At 41.1% G+C, this 24597-nt stretch carries 18 protein-coding genes and 1 pseudogene; 17 read left to right on the top strand and 2 right to left on the bottom strand.

The genetic code is table 11. The features are described 5' to 3' along the window. Positions 1-63: 63 nt before the first annotated feature. Positions 64-996 (top strand): hypothetical protein, encoded by a 933-nt coding sequence (locus tag KAN5_RS09885; protein WP_138973971.1) that lies wholly within the window; start codon positions 64-66, stop codon positions 994-996. On the opposite strand, the gene barA is transcribed toward KAN5_RS09885, so the two are convergent. After that, complete coding sequence (gene barA / locus KAN5_RS09880; protein ID WP_244389627.1) at positions 993-3758, bottom strand: two-component sensor histidine kinase BarA; 2766 nt, start codon at positions 3756-3758, stop codon at positions 993-995. The genes KAN5_RS09885 and barA overlap by 4 nt on opposite strands. Before the next feature lie 98 nt (positions 3759-3856). On the opposite strand from barA, the gene rlmD reads away from it, so the two are divergent. The 5 genes from rlmD to eno all read left to right on the top strand — a co-directional run bounded on the left by rlmD (position 3857) and on the right by eno (position 11360). Continuing rightward, a complete protein-coding gene (rlmD, locus tag KAN5_RS09875; RefSeq protein WP_016709782.1) occupies positions 3857-5182 on the top strand; it encodes a 23S rRNA (uracil(1939)-C(5))-methyltransferase RlmD in 1326 nt (441 codons plus the stop codon). An 8-nt stretch (positions 5183-5190) separates the two neighbouring features. After that, on the top strand, positions 5191-7347 hold the full coding sequence (relA, locus tag KAN5_RS09870; RefSeq protein WP_016709781.1) for a GTP diphosphokinase: 2157 nt from the start codon (positions 5191-5193) through the stop codon (positions 7345-7347). Positions 7348-7366: 19 nt separating this feature from the next. Further along, complete coding sequence (mazG, locus tag KAN5_RS09865; protein WP_138553770.1) at positions 7367-8179, top strand: nucleoside triphosphate pyrophosphohydrolase; 813 nt, start codon at positions 7367-7369, stop codon at positions 8177-8179. Positions 8180-8317: 138 nt separating this feature from the next. Then, positions 8318-9952 carry a CTP synthase gene (locus KAN5_RS09860; RefSeq protein WP_016709779.1) on the top strand — a complete coding sequence of 545 codons (1635 nt, stop codon included), beginning with the start codon at positions 8318-8320 and terminating at the stop codon, positions 9950-9952. A 109-nt stretch (positions 9953-10061) separates the two neighbouring features. Then, a complete protein-coding gene (eno, locus tag KAN5_RS09855; RefSeq protein ID WP_244389626.1) occupies positions 10062-11360 on the top strand; it encodes a phosphopyruvate hydratase in 1299 nt (432 codons plus the stop codon). 102 nt (positions 11361-11462) lie between these two features. Here the strand turns inward: eno and mutH are convergent, their stop codons facing one another. Then, positions 11463-12134, bottom strand: coding sequence for a DNA mismatch repair endonuclease MutH (gene mutH, locus KAN5_RS09850; RefSeq protein ID WP_244389625.1), 672 nt, complete (start codon positions 12132-12134; stop codon positions 11463-11465). A gap of 427 nt (positions 12135-12561) precedes the next feature. Between mutH and rppH the strand changes: the two genes are divergently transcribed. From rppH to KAN5_RS09795, 11 genes and pseudogenes are all read left to right on the top strand, one after another. Further along, a complete protein-coding gene (rppH, locus tag KAN5_RS09845; RefSeq protein ID WP_016709776.1) occupies positions 12562-13083 on the top strand; it encodes an RNA pyrophosphohydrolase in 522 nt (173 codons plus the stop codon). Between the two features lie 16 nt (positions 13084-13099). Next, on the top strand, positions 13100-15373 hold the full coding sequence (gene ptsP / locus KAN5_RS09840; RefSeq protein WP_016709775.1) for a phosphoenolpyruvate--protein phosphotransferase: 2274 nt from the start codon (positions 13100-13102) through the stop codon (positions 15371-15373). Positions 15374-15451: 78 nt separating this feature from the next. Then, a complete protein-coding gene (locus tag KAN5_RS09835) occupies positions 15452-16261 on the top strand; it encodes a sulfite exporter TauE/SafE family protein (protein WP_138553767.1) in 810 nt (269 codons plus the stop codon). 12 nt (positions 16262-16273) lie between these two features. Next, complete coding sequence (lgt, locus tag KAN5_RS09830) at positions 16274-17077, top strand: prolipoprotein diacylglyceryl transferase (protein ID WP_016709773.1); 804 nt, start codon at positions 16274-16276, stop codon at positions 17075-17077. Between the two features lie 13 nt (positions 17078-17090). After that, the gene (locus KAN5_RS09825; protein ID WP_016709772.1) at positions 17091-17942 is read left to right on the top strand and encodes a thymidylate synthase; all 852 of its coding nucleotides are present in this window, start codon (positions 17091-17093) and stop codon (positions 17940-17942) included. 35 nt (positions 17943-17977) lie between these two features. Continuing rightward, a pseudogene (gene galU / locus KAN5_RS09820) lies at positions 17978-18855 on the top strand (UTP--glucose-1-phosphate uridylyltransferase GalU). 121 nt (positions 18856-18976) lie between these two features. After that, positions 18977-19618: an SPOR domain-containing protein gene (locus KAN5_RS09815; RefSeq protein ID WP_244389624.1), complete on the top strand. Its 642-nt coding sequence runs from the start codon at positions 18977-18979 to the stop codon at positions 19616-19618. A gap of 119 nt (positions 19619-19737) precedes the next feature. Beyond that, the gene (locus KAN5_RS09810) at positions 19738-20337 is read left to right on the top strand and encodes a DUF4402 domain-containing protein (RefSeq protein ID WP_016709769.1); all 600 of its coding nucleotides are present in this window, start codon (positions 19738-19740) and stop codon (positions 20335-20337) included. A gap of 9 nt (positions 20338-20346) precedes the next feature. Continuing rightward, complete coding sequence (locus tag KAN5_RS09805; RefSeq protein WP_016709768.1) at positions 20347-20820, top strand: DUF4402 domain-containing protein; 474 nt, start codon at positions 20347-20349, stop codon at positions 20818-20820. 8 nt (positions 20821-20828) lie between these two features. Further along, positions 20829-21623, top strand: a complete 795-nt coding sequence (locus KAN5_RS09800; RefSeq protein WP_244389623.1) for a fimbria/pilus periplasmic chaperone — start codon at positions 20829-20831, stop codon at positions 21621-21623. A 25-nt stretch (positions 21624-21648) separates the two neighbouring features. Then, a complete protein-coding gene (locus tag KAN5_RS09795) occupies positions 21649-24594 on the top strand; it encodes a hypothetical protein (protein ID WP_244389622.1) in 2946 nt (981 codons plus the stop codon). Positions 24595-24597: the final 3 nt, after the last annotated feature.

Genomic DNA, 24597 nt, shown 5'->3' with positions numbered 1-24597 from the left:
TATTCATTTATTTGTTACTATGCGAATGTAAGCTTGTTGTTTTATTGGTAATTTGGGGGGGTGATGATGTTGAGTTTAATAGGGTTAACTTGGGCGTTGTCTAGCAATACATTTTTGGTAATGGGGGATATGCCATATACGCCAATAGATGAGCTCAATTTAGCGCCAGAGGGCGTTCTAGGTCGTAAAATAAATACTACGGAGCATGCTTTTTTACTGCATGTAGGTGATATGAAATCGGGTTCAGAACCTTGTACTGATGAGCGACTAACAAAAAACAAACAGTTGCTGAGCATGTTAACAGCTCAACCATTCATTTATACTCCCGGTGATAATGAATGGACAGACTGCGACCGTGATAATTTATCGCCGCGCTATGATGAATTAGCGCGTTTGGCCTACTTAAAGGGGTTGATGTATGACAGTGCCTACTTTAAAAAAGCCCAGCAACTAGAGAAATTTAACCACCAAGCAAACATGGTTGAAAATGCCCGTTGGCAGTTTGCAGATGTAGAGTTTATGACGCTACATATTGCTGGCACACATAATGGCCGTAGGCAGATACTGAAAAGTGATAAGCAACTTGCTTATCAACAAGCCGATGCAAGAGATGCTAATAATCTTCAATGGCTGGCGCAAGCAACCCCAACAGCGAAAGGCTATATTATTGCTTTTCAAGCTGATATTTATACACATCAAACTGAGCAACCGCAATGTAGCGCAAAGGTACAGCAAGCGTGCGATGGTTTTAAAGTTTACCGAGATGCATTAAGAGAGTTTGCAAGCACGGTAAAAAAGCCTGTTTTAGTGATCCACGGTGACACAGGTCCGTATTGTCAGCAACGCTTATCAAACAACTTAACGAGGCTTAATGTGCCTGGTGACTATATGGTCAGTGATATTGCTAAGGTTACGTTGGCGCAACAAGATGCAACTGTAACTTGGCAGATCAGCAGTTTAAGAACAGGTAAACCGCTTGAAATACAATGCCGTTAAGACTCAGCTAAGCCCGCATCGGTCATTAGGTTATTAAGCTCGTCTTGCAGCTCAAATAATTCAGGCTCAATATAGCTTAAATCACAATCACCTTTTAATGCGGTTTCTAATGCTTCAGCAAGCGTTTTTAATTTAGGAACGCCTGTGTAGCAGCAGGCACCATGAAACTTATGAATAATACTCAATAAGTGTTCACAATCTTGGTTATTAATCGCTTCATCAAGTAGGCGTAAGGTTTCAGGCACGCTCAGCAGCAGCATATTTAGCATTTCTAGTGCCAGCTCGTTTTTGCCACCGGCGCGTTGTAGCGCTAAAGACCAATCTAATGAGCTGCTTGTAAATGGCGGCTCTTGAGTTACTAAATCATTACGACTTTTGTCACGTCTGAGGGGAGACTGTGGGCTGTAATCACTAATAATTTGTTTCAGCATATCCTCATCAATCGGCTTGGTTAAGTAACCTTTAAAACCATCTTTAATGAGCTGTTCTTTTTCACCAGCTAAGGCATGGGCGGTAACTGCAATAATGGGGGTATCTTCGTTTAATGATGATTCTCTAATCAATTTACAGGCGGTGATACCGTCCATAATTGGCATCTGAATATCCATAAAAATAATGTCGTATTTATGGCTCTTACTTAAGCTATAGGCTTGCGAACCATTGTGAGCAGTATCAATAATTTCAATTTGCTCTTCGAGTAAAGTACAGATCAGCTTTAAATTGGCATCGTTATCATCAACAACTAATACTTTTAGTGGCAATAGTTTCTCGTCACTCTCTTCAATATTATGCACTGGGTGATCAAGTCGATATGGTGCAGCTAACACTTCACAGAGTTTACGGTGATTGAGCGGCTTACTTAAACACGCATCTGCGCCACAGCCAATATAAGCTTCACGCATATTATGCGACACTGAGTTGAGCATTAAATACAGGTAGTCAGTTGATTCGCGCACCGCTTTGATATAGCTTTTTAATCGCTGCATTTCATCAACAGCAGCGACGTGACCAATAATACAAATATCGTAATTAAACTCTTTATTGAGCTCTTGTAAAAAGCTTTCTTGATCAAAGCAGGCTGTAACTTGAGTTTGCCACTCATTCAGTAATGAAAGCACGGCATGGTGAGTATGCTCATGGGGCTCTAGATATAAAATACGTTTATTAGCAAGCGATTTACTTGGTAGATCACTGGTGTAAGTATGACTTGGTAATCTAAATACGCTATTAAAAGTAAAACAGGTGCCACTGCCTGGCGCCGAATTTAGGGTAATACGGCCGCCCATGTTTTCAACAATGTGTTTAGTAATGATAAGACCTAACCCTGTGCCGCCGAACTTACGGGTAATACTAGAATCAGCTTGGCCAAATGGAGTGAACAAGGCATCTTGTTTATCCATTGGGATACCGACACCTGTGTCAGTGACAGACACCAAAATAGATGTGCGCTCTTCATCAAGTAAGCGGTGACCAACATCAATTTTTATAGCGCCTTTTTCAGTGAATTTTATGGCATTACTGATCAGGTTGATCAGTACTTGTTTAAATCGAGTAGGATCGCCAGTAATGTTATCTGGCACTTGCGCATTGATATAAATTGATAGCTCAAGTTGTTTTTCATGTGCACTTGGCGCAAGTAAAGTGAGTACTTCATTTATAGTATCGCGCAGCTGAAACTGAATAGATTCAAGTTCCATGGCGCCTGCTTCAAGCTTAGAAAAATCTAAAATATCACTAATGATAGTCATTAAACTATTTGCTGAGAGCTCAATGGTATCAAGGTAGTCTTTTTGATGTTTATTCAAGGGAGTTTTATGAAGTTGTCGGGTGAAACCGATAACGCCATTGAGTGGCGTACGCAGTTCGTGACTCATTTTTGCTAAAAAGTCAGACTTTACTCGGTTCGCATCTTGAGCATCGGTTTTCGCAATACTAAGCTGAATGTTTTGTGTTTCGTACAGTTCTAATGATTCACGTAAATCGCTGGTAGCTTGATCAATGTGCTTTTGCATTTCATCTTTTTGCATCACCATTGTGTCTGAAATAGTGTTGAGACCTTGGCGCAATAACTCAAACTCTCCCATCATCGGCACTGTGAGCCCGGTATCTCTTTTTCCTTCAATTAATTTGTCGGTAGCAAGTACTAACTTATTTAAAGGGTGCATAAACATGTGGCTAAGCCTAATGGCAAGAATAGCTGCTAATACTAAGGCTAAAATGATCACGATGCCGCTGATCAACAATGCTTGCTGCTGGCCTATTATAGCTTGATCTTTATTGAGCTGAATTACCACAGTCCCCAAAGATGTCTGAAAGGCGGCGTTGTTCCACTGTGCATCTGGGGTTGAGTGGTTGATGATTGGTGTGAAAAAAGTAATAAGGTGATTGCTCGTGACAACTTTAGTGCTTTTGCCCATTTGTAACTGTTCGGTATGCATTAGATCATCAAAGTCACGATGATAGTTACTGGTTAATACCAGTTCATTGTGCTCGTCAAAAATAGCGATCGTTTTAATTGCCGGGGAGTGCTTATTATGGGCATGACTGATCAAACGGTTTAGTAGCTGTTTATTTTTTGCTAAGAGTGGTTGTTCAATGGCGATTGAAAGTGGCTCGGAAATTGTCGTGCCTTGCTGATATAAAATTTCATCAAGCTCAATGTAACGATTTATTGTAAAATAGCCGCCAAGGAGTAATCCAATAATCACTGTGGGAATGAGTGTTAGCGTTAAAACTGAGTCGCGCAAACCAAGTTTAGTCATAAGTGAACGTTGTTATCATTATTAGTTAGTTAAAGAGTATATACTTATAAGCTAGTAATCAATCACCCTCGTAGAATCAATATTTAAGGTGTTGCCCGATGGCGCAGTTTTTCCAAGCAAAAAAGAAAACCCTTTCAGGGCAGTCGTTAACGTTGGCCGTTACCGGCATGGATCATCAAGGTCGGGGCATTGCTAAACACAATAATAAAGTGTGTTTTGTGAATGGGGCACTTACAGGCGAAACGGTGAAAGCCAAATTAATTGAAGATAAAGCCCGTTATAGTGCTGCTAAAACAGTAAAAGTTGAACAAGCTAGTGATGCGAGAGTAAAACCATTTTGTGAGTACTACCAACAATGTGGAGGCTGCCAACTGCAGCATTTGCGTCTTGATCAACAATTAGTGGAAAAGCAATTGGCAGTGAGCCAATTGTTTGCCAAGTTCGCAAAACTTAATACATTGAACTGGCAAGATCCGTTATTGAGCGAGTCAACACATTACCGCCGCAGTGCACGTTTGGCGGTAATGTACGATAAAACTGCAAAAAAAATGCGTGTTGGGTATCGGGCGCAAGGCTCCAAGCAAATTGTCAGTGTGCAGCACTGTGCGGTACTAAGCGATGCTTTTTCGGCTATTTTTACTGTTTTTGATGAGGTATTAAATCTACATAGCGAGCTGCGAAGTGTGAGTCATCTTCAATTATGCCAGGCAGACGAACAAAACTTTGTAGTTATACGCCATACTAAAACCATCAGTGATAAATTAAAAAATACAATTGAGCAACTTGGGTTGAGTCATCAATGGCAGATTATATGGCAGGGGGAAACCCAGCAAATTCACCATGGACATTTACCCATGCCATTTTATCAGTTAGCTGAGCTTGGTTTAAAGTTTGAATTTGGTTTAGAAAACTTTATTCAGGTTAATGCGCAGGTTAATCAGGCCATGTTATCTCAAGCAGTTGATTGGCTTAACTTAAGTGTAAAGGAGCAAGTACTCGATCTATTTTGCGGTATCGGTAATTTCTCATTAGCGCTGGCAAAGTACGCAAAAAGTGTGGTTGGGGTCGAAGGAGTGGCTTCTGCGGTTGCAATGGCGACGCAAAATGCGCAAACTAACCATATAGCCAACGCTCATTTTCATTGTTTTGATTTAACACAAAACATGCAGCAAGCACCGTGGTTTAGTACAGAGTTGGATATTTTAGTACTCGATCCATCACGTACAGGTGCATTCGCTATTTTAGAGCAACTGCCTCTTGAGCAATTTAAAACGATTTTATATGTCTCTTGCGATCCTGTGACTTTAGCCCGTGACAGTGCAATTATTACGCAAGCTAGATTTTCACTTGAAAAAATTGGGCTAATGAATATGTTTCCGCATACTGGGCATATTGAAACAATGGCGTTATTTCAAAGGAGGTAGAGCGCATTATGGTAGCTACTCGGCAATCACACCAACACGACAAGCAGGGTGATTTTAGTACACGGCTTAGTTTACTGAACTTAACGCAAGAAAAACGCGAGCTTTTAACGAAGGCGAATGCCCTTTGCGCTGAGCTGCATAATCATCAACAACAAAATATTGCCATGGAAATGGTCGAAATTTTGGTAGAAATGAACCTCGATGCAGACACCCTAGCTACTGCGTATATTACGCCATGTTTTTTAGCTGAGCTGATTGATATAGAAAAAGTCACTGATGTGATGGGCAACCACGTAGCAACCTTATTAACGGGTGTGGCACAAATGGCAACCATTAGTACTTTGGCACATCAAGGTACAGGCACTGTTCAAGTTGACAATATCCGCCGTATGCTATTAGCCATGGTTGAAGATGTTCGTGCTGTTGTTATCAAACTTGCAGAGCAAGTGTGTCATCTACGTGATGTTAAGAATGCCAGTGAAGAAGAGCGTGTAATTGCCGCCAAAGAAACCGCCGATATTTTTGCTCCACTTGCTAACCGTTTAGGGATTGGCCAATTAAAGTGGGAGTTAGAAGATTTAGCGTTTCGCTATTTACACCCTGATGTTTACAAAAATATTGCCAAGCAATTAGATGATAAGCGATTAGGTCGTGAAGCCTATATGGTCGATATGGTTGAACAAGTTAAAAGTAAACTTGCTCAAGCAGGCATTAAAGGTGAAGTTTATGGCCGACCAAAACATATCTACAGCATTTATAAAAAAATGGCGCAAAAAAATTATGAGTTTGACCAGCTGTTTGATATTCGCGCCATGCGTATTGTGGTAGATGAATTACAAGATTGTTACGGTGCTTTGGGTATCGTGCATACTAATTGGCGCCACCTCAATAAAGAATTTGATGATTATATTGCCACCCCTAAACAAAATGGCTATCAATCTATTCACACCGTGGTGTTTGGCCCAGAAGGCAAAACCGTTGAAATTCAAATCCGTACTCATGCAATGCACCAAGATGCAGAGCTTGGTGTTGCTGCGCACTGGATGTATAAAGAAGGCGCATTACCAGGGCGAGGCTCAGGCTATGAGCAAAAAATTAGCTGGTTACGTAAATTACTGCAATGGCAAGAAGAAGTGGTTGATGGCAGCGATTTAGCTGATGAACTAAAAAATCAAGTTGTTGAAGACCGAGTATATGTTTTTACTCCCCGTGGCGACATTTTTGATTTACCGCTTGGCGCTACACCGCTGGATTTTGCTTATTACATTCATTCAAACGTGGGTCACCGGTGTATTGGAGCAAAGATATTTGGCAAAATTGTGCCGTTTACCCACCAACTACACACCGGTGATCAGGTTGAAATTTTAACTCAAAAGCAACCTAATCCGAGTCGTGACTGGTTAAACCCATCACTGGGTTATATCAAATCATCTCGCGCTAGAGCAAAAATACATCATTGGTTTAAACAACTTGACCGTGATAAAAATCTCAGTGCCGGTAAAGAGATCCTTGATAACGAATTACAAAAGCTCGATCTTACCTACAAGCATTTAGAACCAGCCATTTCGCGTTATAACTTTAAAGAGCTCGATGACTTGATGGTTGCGATTGGTGCAGGGGATGTGCGCTTAAATCAATTACTGAACTTTATCACTGACCGCTCAGATGATGAGCCGGTGATCCGCTTTAAGAACCCGACTAAAACTAGTGGTGATAAAAATGGGATTGTGGTTGATGGGGTAGGCAGTTTAATGAGCCATGTGGCTAAGTGTTGTCGTCCAGTGCCGGGTGAACAGATCATCGGTTATATCACCCAAGGGCGTGGGATTGGTGTGCACAGAGTTGATTGTGATTCGTTCAGTAATTTAAAAGCACAGCATCCGGAGCGAGTTATTGCGGTGAGCTGGTCTGATGAAATTAACGGCTCATATGCCTTAGCAATTAAAATTGAAGCCAGCGACAGGCCCGGTCTTATTCGCGATATCAGTTCGGTACTCGCCAATGAAAAAGTAAATGTTTTAAATATGAACATGGAAACTGTGGACGACCGCCAACTAGCATTATTTACTATGCAAGTTGAAGTGCATGACTTATCAAGTACTAACCGATTATTATCAAAGTTAGATCAAATCGAAGGCGTACATGAAGCCAAGCGCAGCCATTAAGATGAGTGTAGGTAAGTAAATGAGTCAAACAATCGAGATCTCACCAGATACGCTGACTGAGTTATTAGCCATTATGGCTAAATTACGTGATCCGGAAACGGGCTGCCCGTGGGATGTAAAACAAGATTTTAAATCAATTGTGCCCCATACCTTAGAAGAGGCGTACGAGGTTGCAGACTGCATTGAGAAAAATGACTTAACAGAGCTTAAAAATGAACTTGGTGACTTACTTTTTCAAATCATTTTTTATTCGCAACTGGCAAAAGAGCAAGGCTTATTCGACTTTAATGATGTGATGGCGGGGCTAAATGATAAACTAGTAAGGCGACATCCACATGTATTTAAGCAACAACACGCATTGACTGAGCAGCAACTTAGCGAGCAGTGGCAAGCAATTAAAACGCAAGAGCGAGCAGCGAAAGCAGGAACTGCTAGTTCGTCACTTTGGCAAGATATTCCATTACACTTACCGAGTTTAACTAAAGCTAAAAAAATTCAACAGCGAGTTGCAGGGTTAGGCTTTGATTGGCCAAATTATCATGGTGCATTAGCTAAAGTGGCCGAAGAAGTAGATGAAGTAAAAGAAGCACTCGCGGTTGATCCGCACTCGGCACATAGCGCCGAAGAAGTGGGCGACCTACTCTTTGCAACCGTTAATGTAGCGCGCCATATTAAACGTGATCCTGAGCAATTATTGCGTGCCGCGAATGATAAGTTCTCGGCGCGGTTTGAAAAAGTGCAAGCATATTTAGCTGCACATGGGCTGTCTCTTGACACGGCCACCCTAGAACAAATGGATGATGCATGGGAGGCGATAAAAAAGCAGGTGTAAATAAGGATGGACTCTGAGTGTGTTTTTTGTGCAGAGAATTGCTAACTTTCACTGGATTGATGGCAGTGCCTTTGCTATAATTTCGCCCCGTCTTGATTCTATATTTTTCCTTTTAATTCCTGATATTCTAGGGTTCGCATGAGTACAAAATTTATCTTCGTTACCGGCGGGGTTGTTTCCTCGTTGGGTAAAGGTATTGCAGCAGCATCGTTGGCAGCTATTTTAGAGGCCCGCGGTTTAAATGTTACCATTTTAAAGCTGGATCCTTATATCAACGTTGACCCAGGCACAATGAGCCCAATTCAACATGGTGAAGTATTTGTCACCGAAGACGGTGCTGAAACCGACCTTGATTTAGGTCACTATGAGCGTTTCATCCGTACCAAAATGACAAGCCGTAACAACTTCACACAAGGTCGTGTATATGAAGATGTGCTACGTCGTGAGCGTCGTGGTGAGTACCTTGGTGCAACAATTCAGGTCATTCCACATATTACCAACGATATTAAGCAACGCGTATATGACGGTGCTGAAGGCCACGATGTGGCAATCGTTGAAATTGGTGGCACGGTTGGTGATATTGAGTCACAACCATTCTTAGAAGCAATTCGTCAGCTTGGCACAGAAATCGGCCGTGAGCGCGCATTGTTTATTCACTTAACCTTAGTGCCATTCTTAGGCCCAGCGGGTGAAGTGAAAACTAAACCAACTCAGCATTCTGTAAAAGAATTACGCTCAATTGGTATTCAGCCAGATATTCTTATTTGTCGTTCTGATCGTAAACTGCCAAACAACGAACGTGCGAAGATTGCACTTTTCACTAACGTTGAAGAAAAAGCGGTTATTTCATTACCAGATGTAGACAGCATTTATAAAATTCCTGCGCTATTAAAGTCACAAGAGCTTGATAACTTTGTATGCCGTCGTTTCCACTTAGAATGCCCAGAAGCAGACTTAGTAGAGTGGGAACAAGTATTATATCAAGAGTCAAACCCTACGGGTGAAGTGACCATTGGTATGGTTGGAAAATACATTGAATTACCAGATGCTTATAAATCTGTAAACGAAGCACTTAAACATGCAGGTCTTAAAAATCGTTTAACAGTAAACATTGAATATGTTGATTCACAAGATATTGAAAGCAAAGGTACCGAACTACTAGCTCACCTTGATGCTATTTTAGTACCAGGCGGCTTTGGTGGCCGTGGTGTTGAAGGTAAGATTTTAGCGGCGCAGTATGCTCGTGAGAATAAAGTTCCTTACCTTGGTATTTGTTTAGGGATGCAAGTTGCGTTAATTGAATACGCGCGTAACGTGGCAGGTCTTAGCGATGCAAACTCAACTGAGTTTAACGCAAAATCGTCTGCACCAGTTGTTGGTCTAATTACTGAATGGTTAGATGCTGACGGTAACATTGAAATACGTGATGAAGCATCAGATTTAGGTGGCACGATGCGTTTAGGCGCACAGAAGTGTCATTTAACTCCAGGCTCTAAAGTACACGAAGTTTATGGCAGTGATGAAATTGTTGAACGTCATCGTCATCGTTACGAAGTAAATAACAACTTTGTTGAACAGCTTGAACAAGCTGGTTTGAGTTTCACTGGTTTATCTGAAGATAAAAAGCTAGTAGAAATTATCGAAAATAAAGATCACCCTTGGTTTATTGCCGCGCAATTCCATCCGGAATTCACGTCAACACCACGTGATGGTCACCCGTTATTTGAAGGGTTTGTTGCAGCTGCTCATACTCATCAAAAAGCGTCATCATAATGTGAATAAGCCGTGCACTATGCACGGCTTATTTGTTTTTAAAACCGATGGCATTAAGGAAAATTAATAAAGTCGGTAAACTCACCATTTTGGGAAAAGAGGAAACAAGATGTCAAATATCGTAAAAGTGATCGGTCGCGAAATTATGGACTCGCGTGGTAACCCAACTGTAGAAGCTGATGTACATTTAGCTGACGGTTCATGGGGCCGCGCTGCTGCACCTTCTGGTGCATCAACAGGTACTCGCGAAGCACTAGAATTACGTGATGGTGATAAAGCACGTTATTTAGGTAAAGGTGTATTAAAAGCGGTTGGTTTTATTAATAATGAAATCAATAGCGCGCTAGAAGGCCAAAGTGCATTAGAGCAAAGCACGGTTGACCAAATCATGTTAGATTTAGATGGTACTGAAAATAAAGAAAAACTAGGTGCCAACGCAATACTAGCTGTTTCACTTGCAACTGCAAAAGCCGCTGCTCAATCTAAAAAAGTAGAGCTTTATGAGCACATCGCAGACCTAAACGGTACGCCAGGCGTTTACTCTATGCCATTACCAATGATGAACATCATCAATGGTGGTGAGCATGCTGATAACTCAGTTGATATTCAAGAGTTTATGATCCAACCAGTTGGCGCTGCTAACTTCCGTGAAGCACTACGCATGGGTGCTGAAGTGTTCCACAGCCTTGCAAAAGTATTGAAAGCTGATGGCCACTCAACAGCAGTGGGTGACGAAGGTGGTTTTGCACCAAACCTTGAGTCAAATGAAGCTGCACTTGCTGCAATTAAAGTAGCGGTTGCTAACGCAGGTTATGAGCTTGGTAAAGATATTACACTTGCACTTGATTGTGCTGCATCTGAGTTCTACGACAAAGAAGCGAATATCTATGATCTTAAAGGTGAAGGTAAGCAATTCACATCTGAAGAATTTAACTTATTCTTACAAAAACTGACTGAGCAGTACCCAATCGTTTCTATCGAAGATGGTCTTGATGAGTCTGATTGGGATGGTTTTGCACACCAAACAAAACTACTTGGCGACAAGATCCAATTAGTAGGTGACGATTTATTCGTAACTAATACTAAGATCTTAAAGCGTGGTATCGACAACGGTATTGCTAACTCTATCTTAATTAAATTCAACCAGATTGGTTCACTAACTGAAACGTTAGCTGCAATCAAAATGGCGAAAGATGCAGGCTTTACAGCTGTTATCTCTCATCGCTCTGGTGAAACAGAAGACGCAACGATTGCTGATTTAGCTGTAGGTACTGCGGCAGGTCAAATTAAGACGGGTTCATTAAGCCGTTCTGACCGTGTTGCTAAGTATAACCAATTGCTACGTATCGAAGAGCAATTAGGCGCTAAAGCACCTTACAAAGGTCTTAAAGAAGTAAAAGGTCAGTAATTTTTTATAAAAATCTGATTTAAACTTTAGAAGAATCCTCGCAACAGCGGGGATTTTTTATATCTGTTGGATTGTTTTGTTTACCTCGTGCATTTTCAGGCATTAAAGCTGAAATTGCTGTCTTAAAATCTCGCCAGTAAAACTGGTTTTTAAATAAAAGCCGCGGGGAAGGGTTTTTATTATTTGCCCATTAGGGCCAATAGCGTCGGTAACGATACGACTATTGGCAGCTTTTGGACGAATTTGCATTACATCTCCTAAGTGCCCTGAAATTTCATCAACACGCCCTAATGCAATAAGCTCCATTTGTTCTTCCCAATCACGCTGTAATTGCGCATCTTGTTCAGCGGTCGGTTGCCATAAAAAGCCGCTGCCAATGGTTCTATCAAAAGGAGCAATATCGCGCTCACTTAAAATTGGCAGCCACAAAACATGATTAAGTTTTTTGCGAACAGTGCTTTGTTGCCAAATCATGCCTGTAACATTTAAAAGTGGGGTAACTGATACAAAAGTAGTCTCAAGCGGTTTACCTTTGTATGAAATAGGTAAGGTTTTTAGCTCTATACCCAGTTCTTCAAAATCTGGCGTGGGTTTTGAACCAGCCGTTGCTCCTAATACATATTCAATCAATTGCCCCGTCCAGCCTTTTTCCTTTAATAAGTGTTCCGGTGTTTTAAACTGATATTGACTCGCTAACTGACCTAAAGTGAGGCCTGCAATGTTATTAACACGTTGCATTAGTTCATTGATTGAATGTGGTTTTATCGGTCGCATAGGGCGTTATTTAATTGTATAAATTCACCACTTATGATAGCAAAAGAGTTTAACCGTGGATATCTTTGTGTTTGGGCGTTTTTTGTCCAGGGTGACTTGGTTGTATTTTTAGGCAAACTAAAATCAGTATAGAATGCAGTTAAGTTGTTGAATTTTATAGGTTTTAATCTGTTTTAGCAACGGGGGCTAAAAGTGGAATGAAAACTTGCAGGGATAAATACACAACTATGAACAATGTTATCCACAGAAATTGTGGAAAAGGCAAGTTATAAGATCTAGTATTGTGGATTTGTTTGCAAAATGAGCTGTATAAACTAAAGTTATGCACAAGCTGTGAGTAAGATGCGTAAAACTGCCATTATTGATTGCCGTATCGCAGGTAATGTGGAACAATCATTAAAAATCGACTTACAAATGAGGCACTAAGGTGATTGATGCCGAAGGTTTTCGTGCCAATGTCGGAATTGTAATTTGCAATAATCAGGGACAGGTCTTTTGGGCCAGACGTTATGGTCAACACTCTTGGCAGTTTCCGCAAGGGGGAGTTGATAGCGGTGAAACCGCTGAGCAGACAATGTTTCGTGAGTTACACGAAGAAGTTGGCTTACGCCCTGAAGATGTAGAAATTGTTGCAAGTTCAAAACATTGGTTACGCTATAAATTACCCAAGCGATTGATCCGCCGAGACTCAAGTCCGGTGTGTATTGGGCAAAAACAAAAATGGTTTTTACTTAAACTTCGTTGTAAAGACGAAGACGTAAATTTACTAAAAACACATCATCCTGAGTTTGATGATTGGCGATGGGTTAGTTATTGGTATCCGGTAAGGCAAGTTGTCTCGTTCAAGCGCGATGTTTATCGTCGTGTAATGAAAGAGTTTGCACCTTTCGCGATGCCTTTTAATAAACGTGAACAGCCAAAAGATACATGGCGCCACAAAGGTAAATAATATAAGGAGCAGTATTATGCTGGCTACACTCAGAGCTATCGCTGAATCCGTTTCGCAACAAGCGAATTTGGATAGTGCGCTGGCATGTTTTGTTGAAATGGTGAAAGATGCCATGAAGACTGAGTGCTGCTCCATTTACTTTGCCGATTATAGCCAAGATAATTTCGTTTTAATGGCAACCAGGGGCCTAAACCCTGATGCTGTAGGCAAATTCAGAATCGGTTTCACTGAAGGCTTAGTTGGTTTAGTGGCGCAACGTGAAGAGCCGATAAATATTGCTTTTGCTAAATCCCATCCGCGCTTTAAGCTCTCTCCTGAAGTAAATGAAGAAGGTTATAATGCATTTTTATCTGTGCCTGTAGTACATCAGAAGAAAGTGCTGGGGGTTATTGTTGTACAGCAAAAAATTGCCCGTGTATTTAGCCAAGACGAAGAGTCATTTTTAATTACTTTATCTGCTCAACTTGCCTCACAATTAGCGCATGCGGAAATTAAAGAAGTACTACGCCAAGATGAATTTTCCCATCAAACTTCTGTTCTTAAAGGAGTTTCTAGTGCACCAGGGATTGCGATTGGGCAAGCATTTGTTGTTCTTCCAAAACTTGATTTTAAGTCCATTGAGTTAAAAAAAGACGAAAACAGCACTGAGCAGCGTCGTTTATTTACTCAAGCGGTTGCTGCAACTCGTAAAGAGTTTAATACCTTATCAATGACATTAAGTGACTCAATTCCTAAAGAAGCACTGGCTGTTTTTGATGTGTATCAGCAACTACTCGATGCTAGAAGTTTGGGGCAGAATGTTGAAGCGCAGCTGCAAGAAGGCTGGTGTGCAAAAAGCGCTCTAAAAATAGTTATTGAACGTTTAATTTCGCAATTTAATGCTATGCAGGACCCTTATATAAAAGAGCGTGCTGTTGATGTGAAAGACATTGGTTTGCGAGTATTACATCACCTTGTTAATACCGAGCATGCGGTAAAAAGTTTTCCCAAAGATACGGTACTTATCGCTAATACCTTAACACCAGCTATGTTGGCTGAAGTACCAAAAGGGCACTTGGTTGGCGTGGTGAGTGTTAACGGTGCTGCAAATAGTCATGCGTCAATTTTAACTCGTGCTATGGGGATCCCTGCAATTTGGGGGATTGAAGACTTACCCCTGTTGCAGTTTGATGGCAAAGCAATGATTTTGGATGCCTATGCAGGGCGGTTGTATATTTCACCCTCGCAAATGTTACAAGCTGAATACTTACAACTGCAACACCAAGAAAGTCTATTAAATGATAAATTTATAGCTGAACAAGAGTGTGATGCGGTGACATTGGATGGTGAACATATTAGTTTATTACTCAATGCAGGTTTGGATCTCAATACTGAAAAAGCCAACACCAAAGTGTGTGATGGCGTAGGCTTATACCGAACCGAAGCTTGGTTTATGCAAAAAGGCCAGTTCCCGTCACAAATAGAACAAGAAAACTGGTATCGCGAAGTTTTAGCTAGTTATCACCCTGAGCCTGTTGTAATGCGTACCCTCGACATTGGGGGAGACAAAGTACTTGATTACTTTGATATAACAGAAGAAAACCCATTTTTAGGCTGGCGTGGTATTCGCGTTACCTTAGATCACCCTGAGTTATTTTTAGATCAGCTCAAAGCAATGGTAAAAGCCAATATAGGTTTGGGCAATTTAAAAATAATGCTGCCTATGATCAGCGGTACAGAAGAAGTCGATGAATCTTTAGCACTATTAGAGCAGGCTTATTTTGAGCTTGCAGAGCAATACCCAGAGCAAGCGATTGAGCGTCCCGAAATTGGCGTGATGCTAGAAGTGCCATCAAGTGTATTTATGCTGCCAGAGTGGGCTAATAAGGTCGATTTTTGTTCTGTAGGGAGTAACGATTTAACGCAATATTTACTCGCCGTTGATCGCTCTAACGCCCGCGTAGCTGACTTATTTAATCCGTATCATCCGGCAGTATTAAGAGTATTGCAAAAAGTAGCTACCGAGTGTCAGCAAAATGAAATGTCATTTAGTTTATGTGGAGAATTAGGTGGTGATCCAGAGGGAGCAATATTACTCATTGCTATGGGATATCGCCGTTTGAGTATGAACTATTCTTCCTTAAGTAAAGTGAAGTGGGTGTTAAGACGTTTAAAAGCCAGTGATATGGAAGTATTGCTAGCTGAGTGTTTAGCACAATCTACAGCAAAACAAGTGCTTAGGCTTACACGTAACTTTATGATTGAACATCAATTAGGGGAGCTGTTTTATACCCCTAATCAGGCATCTTAGTTACCTAAACGAGTACTGTAAAGATTAGATATAATCGATTAGTATATGCATATAACAATTTAAATATAAGAGTTTGCTATGCATGATTTAATCATACTGATCCTCAGCTGCGCGTTATTAGGTTGTGTGGTTGGGTTTTTAGCGGGGTTATTAGGCATTGGTGGTGGCTTGATTATTGTGCCCGTGCTCAGTGCGTTACTCGTGAATTTTGATGTTGTGGCGGTTGAGCATGTTCTCATAACTGCTATTGCCACCTCGCTCGCATCGATTTTATTCACGTCTACGTCATCTGCATTAGCTCATCATAAAAACAATAATGTGCCATGGGACATCGCGCCTTGGGTTATGACGGGTGTTGGGGTCGGTGCTTTGATCAGCGGTTTTGCAGCCAGTTTAATTCCAGAACAACTATTACGTATCATCTTTGCTATCAGTGTCGTGTTTATCGCAGCCCGTATGGTGTTATCTGCCCGTAATAAAGCAGTTGCTACTAAAGCTATGCCAAGCCGCACTCTTCTTGGCGCTGTTAGTGCCTTGATGGGGGGCCTCTCGGGCTTAATTGGAATTGGCGGTGGCGCATTGATTGTACCGTTACTGCATTATTTTTCGGTCGATATTAAAAAAGCCATAGGCTGTGCGGCAGCGTGCGGCATTGTGATCGCGCTATTTGGATCTGTTGGCTACATCAGCGCGGGCTGGCAAGTTACCGATTTACAACATGGCTTTGCAGGTTTTGTGTATTTACCTGCATTATTAGGTATAGTAATAACGTCGTGGTTTATGGCGCCAGTAGGGGCCAAAGCAACGCATTATTTACCCGTTTCAACGATAAAAAAAGTGTTCGCGGTGTTATTGGTTATTATCGCGCTTCAAATGGTTTTTAGTTAAGGTTTAATTTATATGGCTCTTGAATTCCCAGAGATCGATCCGGTCATCTTTTCGGTTGGTCCTCTAAGCGTACGTTGGTACGGTTTAATGTATTTAATTGGTTTTGCCTTTGCAATGTGGTGGGCAAATAGACAAGCAGCCAAACCAAACTCTGGTTGGACAAAAGAAGAAGTCAGTGATTTACTTTTTTACGGCATGCTGGGGGTTATTCTTGGTGGGCGTGTTGGTTATGTATTGTTTTATCAGTTTAGTTATTTTATAGAAAATCCACTTTACTTATTCAGAATCGATCAAGGTGGCATGTCATTTCATGGCGGTACGTTAGGGGTTATCACAGCCATTTGTATTTTTGCTTGGACCCGCAAAAAACAATTATTAGCAGTAGGCGATTTTGTTGCACCACTCGTGCCTGTTGGTTTATTGGCAGGACGGATTGGCAATTTTATAAACGGTGAATTGTGGGGCAGAACAACCGACGTACCTTGGGGTATGGTGTTTCCTACTGGCGGGCCGCTTGCACGTCACCCATCACAATTGTATGAAGCGTTTTTAGAAGGCTTAGTGCTGTTTATTATTTTATATGTATTTACCAAAAAACCGCGCCCAGCTGGTAGTGTTGGTGGATTATTTTTGCTCGGTTACGGTGTATTTAGATTCTGCGTTGAATATGTACGTGAACCCGATGCTCATTTAGGTTTGTTTGGCGGCTTTATTTCTATGGGGCAAATATTGTCATTGCCAATGGTCATTGCAGGCCTTGGTTTGATAATATGGGCGTATAAAAAGCCACAACCTACTGTTGCAACCAAAGCATAAAAAGAAGTCAAAAATGAAACAATATTTAGAGTTATGTCAGCGCATTGTTGATGAAGGTATCTGGGTCGAAAATAAACGGACAGGAACGCGTTGCTTAACGGTTATTAATGCGGAGCTTGAATACGATGTAGCCAATAACAAGTTCCCGATGATCACCACCCGAAAAAGCTATTACAAAGCCGCTATTGCTGAGCTTTTAGGTTATTTGCGTGGTTATAGCAGTGCCGCGCAATTTCGCGACATTGGCTGTATGACTTGGGATGCTAATGCCAATGAAAACCAAGCCTGGTTAAATAATCCAAACCGCAAAGGTGAGGATGACATGGGGCGTGTATATGGCGTACAAGCTCGAGAGTGGCAGCGTCCAGATGGCACACCTTTAGATCAGTTAAAAAAGGTTATTGATAATTTAAAAAATGGGGTTGATGACCGAGGTGAAATTATCACCTTTTATAATCCGGGAGAATTCGATTTAGGCTGTTTGCGTCCATGCATGCATACTCATACATTCTCACTTCTTGGTGATACACTTTACTTAACGTCATATCAGCGTAGTTGTGATGTACCGCTAGGCTTAAATTTCAACCAAATTCAATGCTTTGTTTTACTTGCTTTAGTCGCGCAAATTACTGGACATAAAGCGGGCAAGGCCTATCATAAAATTGTGAATGCACATATTTATGAAAATCAGCTTGAATTAATGCGTGATGTACAGTTACAGCGCGAACCATTTGCATCACCGACTCTGACTATCAACCCAGATATTAAATCACTTGAAGACATTGAGACTTGGGTAACCCGTGATGATTTTGAAGTACATGGTTACCAATGCCATGACGCAATTAAATATCCATTTTCGGTATAATCATTAAATATAGTTACTATTTAAGGAAAAATATTATGAAAGCAGTGATCCCCGTTGCAGGACTTGGTACCCGCATGTTGCCAGCAACGAAAGCTATCCCAAAAGAAATGTTACCGGTTGTAGATAAACCACTGATCCAGTATGTAGTAAATGAAGCCGTTGCTGCAGGTATTAAAGAAATCGTTTTAGTGACTCACTCTAGTAAAAACTCGATCGAAAACCATTTTGATACCAGTTTTGAGCTTGAAGCGACGTTAGAAAAACGCGTAAAACGCCAATTACTTGCAGAAGTACAAGCTATTTGCCCTAAGGACGTGACTATAATCCATGTTCGCCAAGGTGAAGCAAAAGGCTTAGGTCATGCGATTAACTGCGCGGCCCCTATTATTGGCAATGAGCCATTTGTGGTTATTTTACCTGATGTGATTATTGATGATGTAGAAAGCGATCTGCATAAAGACAACCTTGCAGAAATGATCGCGCATTTTAATGAAACCGCACACAGCCAAATTATGGTTGAGCCAGTACCAATGCAAGATGTTGATAAATTTGGTGTGGTTGACTTAGGTGAAGCTAAGCTAGAACAAGGGCATAGCGCACCGATTAAAAATATGGTGGAAAAACCCCCGTGCATTCGGCGCCATCAAACCTAGCTGTTGTAGGACGCTATGTTTTAAGTAAAAACATTTGGCCATTACTTGCGAAAACCCCAGCTGGGGCAGGTGATGAAATTCAACTTACCGACGCTATTGCCATGTTAATGGACAAAGAAGCCGTTGATGCATACGCCATTAAAGGCCGTAGTCATGATTGTGGCAGCAAGTTAGGTTACTTAAAAGCGACTATTGAATTTGCATTACGTCGTGATGAATTTAAAGATGAGCTTAGTGACTTTATTAAAACCTTAGTTTGAGTTCATTTAGCTAATCCAATTTAAAAAGTGCCAGTATGGCACTTTTTTTATGATCTAAAATACTGAAACTGGCACTTACTTTGCTTACAATACAGCATTGTTATTTCATGATGTGCAAAAAATGATGTGTTTAAAAAAGCAAGCTTGGCCTACAACTGCATTGATCACCATAACTATTTTGCTAAACGGCTGCAGTAGCAAAGCGCACGAGCCTGAAAAAAAACCAGCATTAATATCAGATCAACAAGTCAAAGAGTATGTTCAGCAATGGCATTCACAACAAGAGAGTATCGAGCGTTTAGCTGTAATGGAAGCAGACTTACAATTACTAATAATGGCACTTTCGTCTAACACCGAAATAGCTGAAAACCCAGTAGTACTGCGTCAAACGAGTACCGCAGCCGTGCACAGTCGGGATGATATCATAGCACCTGGAGCTGATATCAAGTCAAAAGAGCAAACTCAATTAGCTGCAAGTAATGAACAGCCATATTCAAGTGATTCTTTACCTGGAGCTCAGCTCGGACTTTATCTAAAGCCGGAAATAGTAAGAACACAAATAGCAAGGTTACAGCGTGAATACCCTCAAGCATTTAGCCAATTAGATTTTGTAATGACTGAGCGTCAAAATAAAGGCGTTACTTTATATGGGCTACGTGTTGGGCCATTCAAAAATTATACAGAGGCGAATCTGTTTTGTTCTTTAGCGCAAAATTTAGGGCAAAAGTGTATCAGTGCCCCATTTGTTGGTCAGCTTTTGTAATAAAATAAGTTATTTATCTGATTTTTTAGTAATTAAGCTTAAAGTAATTGTTCTAAGTGTCGATAAAAATTATGATGGGGCCAAATACGGTAATATCCCAATTCTTATAAGGACTTAATATGAAATTATCTTTTCCATTACTTGCTGTAAGCATCTTAGCTGTGCCTTTTAGTGCGATATCTGCTACCGAGACGTTTCGAGCAGAGGTAACGGTACAAAATGCCGTTGTATTAACTAAAGATACTGATTTAAATTTTGGTACCGTTCGTGCGGTTGCCGATCCAGCAGGTACTGATATTGCTGAACTTGTGGTAAGCGCTACTCCTGACGCAAGCCCTATTTCAGAGAGTAAAAATAATACTGCTAGTGCATTATTTGCGATTATCGAAGACGGTGAGCCTGCCTCTTTTACAGTATCAGAAGCAGTACCAAGTGCGGTATTAACAATTATTGATCCAATTAAAACAAATTTAGAGTTTGAGAATGGGCAAGATACTGACCGTCCTGATTTTACTATTGGCGATTGGAATTATGTGATCACCAGTGGGGATAATAATAACGCTCCCTATACGCCTGGCACACCTAATCTACAAGTGGGGCAGGATGGCACGGTGTCATTTAATATTGGCGCAACGTTAAAAACATCTAACAAAGTAACTAGCAAAACGTATGCTGACGGTGTTTATGCCGGCACTTTTCAAATCGAAGTTGCGTATTAATCATATTTAATGCGCCTACTTTCGTATGCAGTGGCTGTAAGTGCTTTAATTTACAGCCCTAATTATCTTGCTAAGAGTATTGAGCAGCAGTCGCTGGATTTTGGCACTTTGGTTATACCAAGCAATACAAATACGAGCTCTGTGATCATCAAAGCTGACGGCGACATAAATACATTAGGTAATATTTATGTGCTTGAAAAAGGGCGTCCAGCCGAGCTTTTACTACTCGATTACCCTGCACATACAGAGCTGAAAATAACATTGGTTCGCCCTGTACAAGTTCAGCACAATACCCAAGGCAGCAGTAGTGCCGAGTTTGAAGTACGCCTAAATGGTTTATCTAATATGTCTGTCATTACCGACGACTTTGGTGAAGCTAAAGTGTTTATTGGCGGCACTTTAATAACAAAACCTAGCAGTAAGAATTACTCAGATGGCGACTATTCCTCTACGACCAATTTAGAAATTTCGATTGACTACTAAGGATTGACATGTTCAATAAATTAACAGTGATGTGTGTGCTGCTAACAGCATTTTTTAGCCAAGTGGCAGTGGCAAACTTATTGATTTCACCTACTCGTGTTACCTTTGATGAGCGTCAACGTAGTGCTAAAGTCACGGTGATCAACAATTCGAATGAACAACGTACGTATCGAGTAGTTTGGAGTGAAAAACAAGCTTTACCCACTGGCGGTTATAAAAATCTAGAGCAGGTGAGTGAAGGTAGTTTATCGCCAATGACACGCTTATCCCCGAAACAGGTGACTTTAGCACCGGGCGAAAAACAAACGGTTAAAATTGCAGTTCGCAAACCGAAAGGTTTACAGCCTGGCGAATATCGCTCGCACTTATTATTTCAAGCTTTACCTAACGAAAATACAGAGCAAAAGTCAGGAATACAGATCAATATGATTATGAGCTTTAGCATTCCCGTGATTTTTCGTGAGCAAGCAGAGCAGCCCAAGGTGACTATTACGCAGGCAAGCATTGTAAAAAGTGCTGATCAAGCCAAGCCACAAATTCAAGTTCAATTGCAACGACATACTAACTTTAGTAGTTATGGCAAGCTCAGTGCTTATGTTAAAAATGCATCGGGTGGGCAAGAGAAAATTGCTGAAATTAGCAATTTAAGTGTTTACCCTGAAGTTGATACAGTGACAGCAACGCTCAGTTTATTTAAAGATAAACAGTTACCTGCAAATGGCGATGTACTCATTGATTACAAAGGGGCTGAAGAATATAACGCGGTTGATTTTGCCTCTTACACTTTGGCTATAGGGAAATAACTTTAAGCGATATTAAGTTATTAAAATGACCCGTGTATTGGCCATAGGCCTTATGTTGTTAAGCGCGCACTGTTTTGCAAGCACTGTGCCGGCCAATGATGCGCTGCGCACGCTTAAAGCCATTCAAGCTAAATTAAATCAATCTCACTCACCAGTGAGTGCGCCACCGCCCGCTATAGTCGAACACAGCCAGCCTGCTGCGCAGCGTATTGCGGCTGGTGAGTTTTTACTTTTTTCTTTATCGCTCAACGATATGTATCTTGGTGAAGCGTTTGCAATAAAAAGCGAGCAAGGGGTCTTGCTTGGTTTGTCGGGGTTAGTCGAAATATTACAACTTGCTATTAATGTTGATGTGGCAAGCGGCTCTGCCGCAGGATGGTTTATTGAGCAAGGTAATTTATTTTCACTCAGTGCTACTGAACCCGCTAAACTCGTTGTAAATAATCAAGAGGTGGTACTTTTTTCACAGCAACTATTGATTGATGATGATATTTATATCGATGCCGCGGTTTTAGAATCTGCTTTTATGGTGGAGATCATCCCTGATTACGCGAATTTAACGCTCGAAGTAACCACTGATGAGTTATTTCCTGTTGTCGCTCAACAGCAGAGAAAAAACCGTCAATTTAATAACCAGCATCATACGGATAATCAGCCTACCCAGCCTTGGAAAGCAAGCCCTTATCAAGTTATTTCTGTCCCAGTGGCTGATTTACAACTTAATTACCGCCGAGATAATGACAGTAGCCGCACTAGTTATTCATTATTAGGTGCGCAAGATTTTGCATACCTTTCAGCGGAATACTTTTTAGCCGGGCGAGAGCAAGACCTATTAACAGACTCACGACTCACATTCTCTAAACAAGCATTAGATAGCAGCTTACTCGGTGCTTTTGCTGCAAGCGAAATACGCTTTGGTGATATCACCGCGACACAAGTCGGGAGTCGCTATAATAGTCAGTACGGACGTGGTGTTAAGTTTTCTAATTACCAGTTAGACCGCAATATAGATAATAATCGAATTAACCTCACCGGTGCTATTCAGCCGGGCTGGGATGTTGAACTTTACCGTAATGGTTTGTTAATTGAACAACAGTTAAGCCTTGCCGATGGCCGCTATGTCTTTGCTGATGTTGATTTATTGTATGGTGAAAATAACTTTGAATTGATCTTTTACGGCCCGCAAGGGCAAGTTGAACGTAAAACAGAATATTACTTTATTGACGGCAACCAATTAGGCCAAGGTGAAGCGACATACGAAGTGTCAATCTCAGAGCAAGGTAAACAATTATTAGGGAGCGAGAGTAATCTACAGCAAAGTGGTTGGTTGGCTGCGGGGCGTTACGAACGAGGCTTAACAGATAATATTGCTATTTACACCGGCGCTATGGCGCAAAAGCGCGAAGATGATGACTTTTACCAATTCGCTTTTGGCAGCAACATTAACTTGTTTGAAAGACTGTTGCTTAATGTTGACTACGAGCAAAACAACCAACAGCAAAATGAATTAGAGCTCACAGCAAGAACGCAACTGGCAGAACAATCACTCCTTTTTACTGTAACGGACCGTTCGGAACAACAGCAAGATTTTCAAAGCTATCAATTCGATATGTCAGGTGAATTGATGGATAATAATTATGGTCGGCTTAATTATCAAAATAACTTTTTATTACAGCACTCAAGTGCAGGTCGTGATTTACAGCAAGCCTATAACCGATTTAATTATAGCTATTCAGGGTTTTCGGTAAACAACCTTTTACAATGGCAAAAAGTAAATGAACAGAGCCAAGTATATGGCGCAACACGCATTCAAGGGCGAATAGGACGGGTATACAGCCGTTTTGGTGTTGATTATTTAATATCACCAGAGAGTGATATTTTAAGTTACCAAGCCGAATTTAATCGCAGTATTACTGCAAAGTTGCAAGCTGAGCTGACACTTAGAAATACCCTAAATGAGAACGTTCAATCTGCAGATCTGGGCTTGAATTGGCAAAATGATGATTTTAACTTAAGCAGTACTATTAACTACGACAGTAATGATAATTGGCTGTTTAGCTTATATAGCCGCTTTAGTTTTGGTTATGATAGGGAAAATAACCGTGCTTTTATGTCAAATCGAAGCTTAACCAGTACGGGGAGTTTACTGGTTAAAGTATTTTTAGATCAGAATAACAACGGCATAATGGATCCTGACGAGCAGGGGGTCGCGGGTATTAAAGTCAAAGGTGTGCAAAATCATCGCCAAGCGATTACAGATGAGCAAGGCATTGCGCTGTTAACCAGCATGCCCGCTAACCGTACTACTGATATCATACTTGATAGAAATAGTTTTGCAGATCCATTTATGATCCCCGCCCACGATGGTTTTTCAATCACACCACGGGCCGGATTTATTGAGTATATGGATTACCCGTTAAACAATGCCAGTGAAATTGAAGGGGTGATATACACCCAACAAGGTGAACATACGCAAATACAACCGTATGCCAACATAGCGTTACTAGATGAAAACGGTAAAAAAGTAGCCCAAACACAAGCCGCTTTTGATGGTTATTATCTTTTTACCGATTTGCGGCCAGGGCAATATCAGGCGGTGATTGATGGGCAGTTTAAAGAGCGTAAAGCATTAAAAAATACGCAACATGTTAAGGTTAATTTATCCCCGAAGGGAGATGTATTACTTGGTGTTGATTTTACCCTCAAACCCCTAGAACAAGTGGCTGGCACAATAGTAAATGCGGGCAACTTCTCATCGTTAATGATGTTAAAAGCCTATTTACGTTTAATAAGCCCACGGCTTGGGTTACAGCAGCAGGATGTATTCTATATTCACGATCGACAGCAAAATAAGTATATACTCGCTTTAGGGTATGCTGAGCAGGCGCAACCTGAGTTTGCAACTATCTGCCAGTCGCTGATCGCACAGGGTTTAAACTGTAAGCTTGAACAACGAACAATACTTCATTAAAGG

Origin of the sequence: Pseudoalteromonas sp. KAN5, from assembly GCF_022846535.1 — a bacterium.
GTDB classification, from domain to species: Bacteria; Pseudomonadota; Gammaproteobacteria; order Enterobacterales; family Alteromonadaceae; genus Pseudoalteromonas; species Pseudoalteromonas haloplanktis.
This window is presented reverse-complemented; position numbering and strand designations above follow the sequence as displayed.

Excerpts from the sequence above, each read along its gene's own strand:
- KAN5_RS09885 (WP_138973971.1), top strand. The coding sequence starts at position 64 with ATGATGTTGAGTTTAATAGGGTTAACTTGGGCGTTGTCTAGCAATACA.
- barA (WP_244389627.1), bottom strand. The coding sequence starts at position 3,758 with ATGACTAAACTTGGTTTGCGCGACTCAGTTTTAACGCTAACACTCATT.
- rlmD (WP_016709782.1), top strand. The coding sequence starts at position 3,857 with ATGGCGCAGTTTTTCCAAGCAAAAAAGAAAACCCTTTCAGGGCAGTCG.
- relA (WP_016709781.1), top strand. The coding sequence starts at position 5,191 with ATGGTAGCTACTCGGCAATCACACCAACACGACAAGCAGGGTGATTTT.
- mazG (WP_138553770.1), top strand. The coding sequence starts at position 7,367 with ATGAGTCAAACAATCGAGATCTCACCAGATACGCTGACTGAGTTATTA.
- KAN5_RS09860 (WP_016709779.1), top strand. The coding sequence starts at position 8,318 with ATGAGTACAAAATTTATCTTCGTTACCGGCGGGGTTGTTTCCTCGTTG.
- eno (WP_244389626.1), top strand. The coding sequence starts at position 10,062 with ATGTCAAATATCGTAAAAGTGATCGGTCGCGAAATTATGGACTCGCGT.
- mutH (WP_244389625.1), bottom strand. The coding sequence starts at position 12,134 with ATGCGACCGATAAAACCACATTCAATCAATGAACTAATGCAACGTGTT.
- ptsP (WP_016709775.1), top strand. The coding sequence starts at position 13,100 with ATGCTGGCTACACTCAGAGCTATCGCTGAATCCGTTTCGCAACAAGCG.
- KAN5_RS09835 (WP_138553767.1), top strand. The coding sequence starts at position 15,452 with ATGCATGATTTAATCATACTGATCCTCAGCTGCGCGTTATTAGGTTGT.
- lgt (WP_016709773.1), top strand. The coding sequence starts at position 16,274 with ATGGCTCTTGAATTCCCAGAGATCGATCCGGTCATCTTTTCGGTTGGT.
- KAN5_RS09825 (WP_016709772.1), top strand. The coding sequence starts at position 17,091 with ATGAAACAATATTTAGAGTTATGTCAGCGCATTGTTGATGAAGGTATC.
- KAN5_RS09815 (WP_244389624.1), top strand. The coding sequence starts at position 18,977 with ATGATGTGTTTAAAAAAGCAAGCTTGGCCTACAACTGCATTGATCACC.
- KAN5_RS09810 (WP_016709769.1), top strand. The coding sequence starts at position 19,738 with ATGAAATTATCTTTTCCATTACTTGCTGTAAGCATCTTAGCTGTGCCT.
- KAN5_RS09805 (WP_016709768.1), top strand. The coding sequence starts at position 20,347 with ATGCGCCTACTTTCGTATGCAGTGGCTGTAAGTGCTTTAATTTACAGC.
- KAN5_RS09800 (WP_244389623.1), top strand. The coding sequence starts at position 20,829 with ATGTTCAATAAATTAACAGTGATGTGTGTGCTGCTAACAGCATTTTTT.
- KAN5_RS09795 (WP_244389622.1), top strand. The coding sequence starts at position 21,649 with ATGACCCGTGTATTGGCCATAGGCCTTATGTTGTTAAGCGCGCACTGT.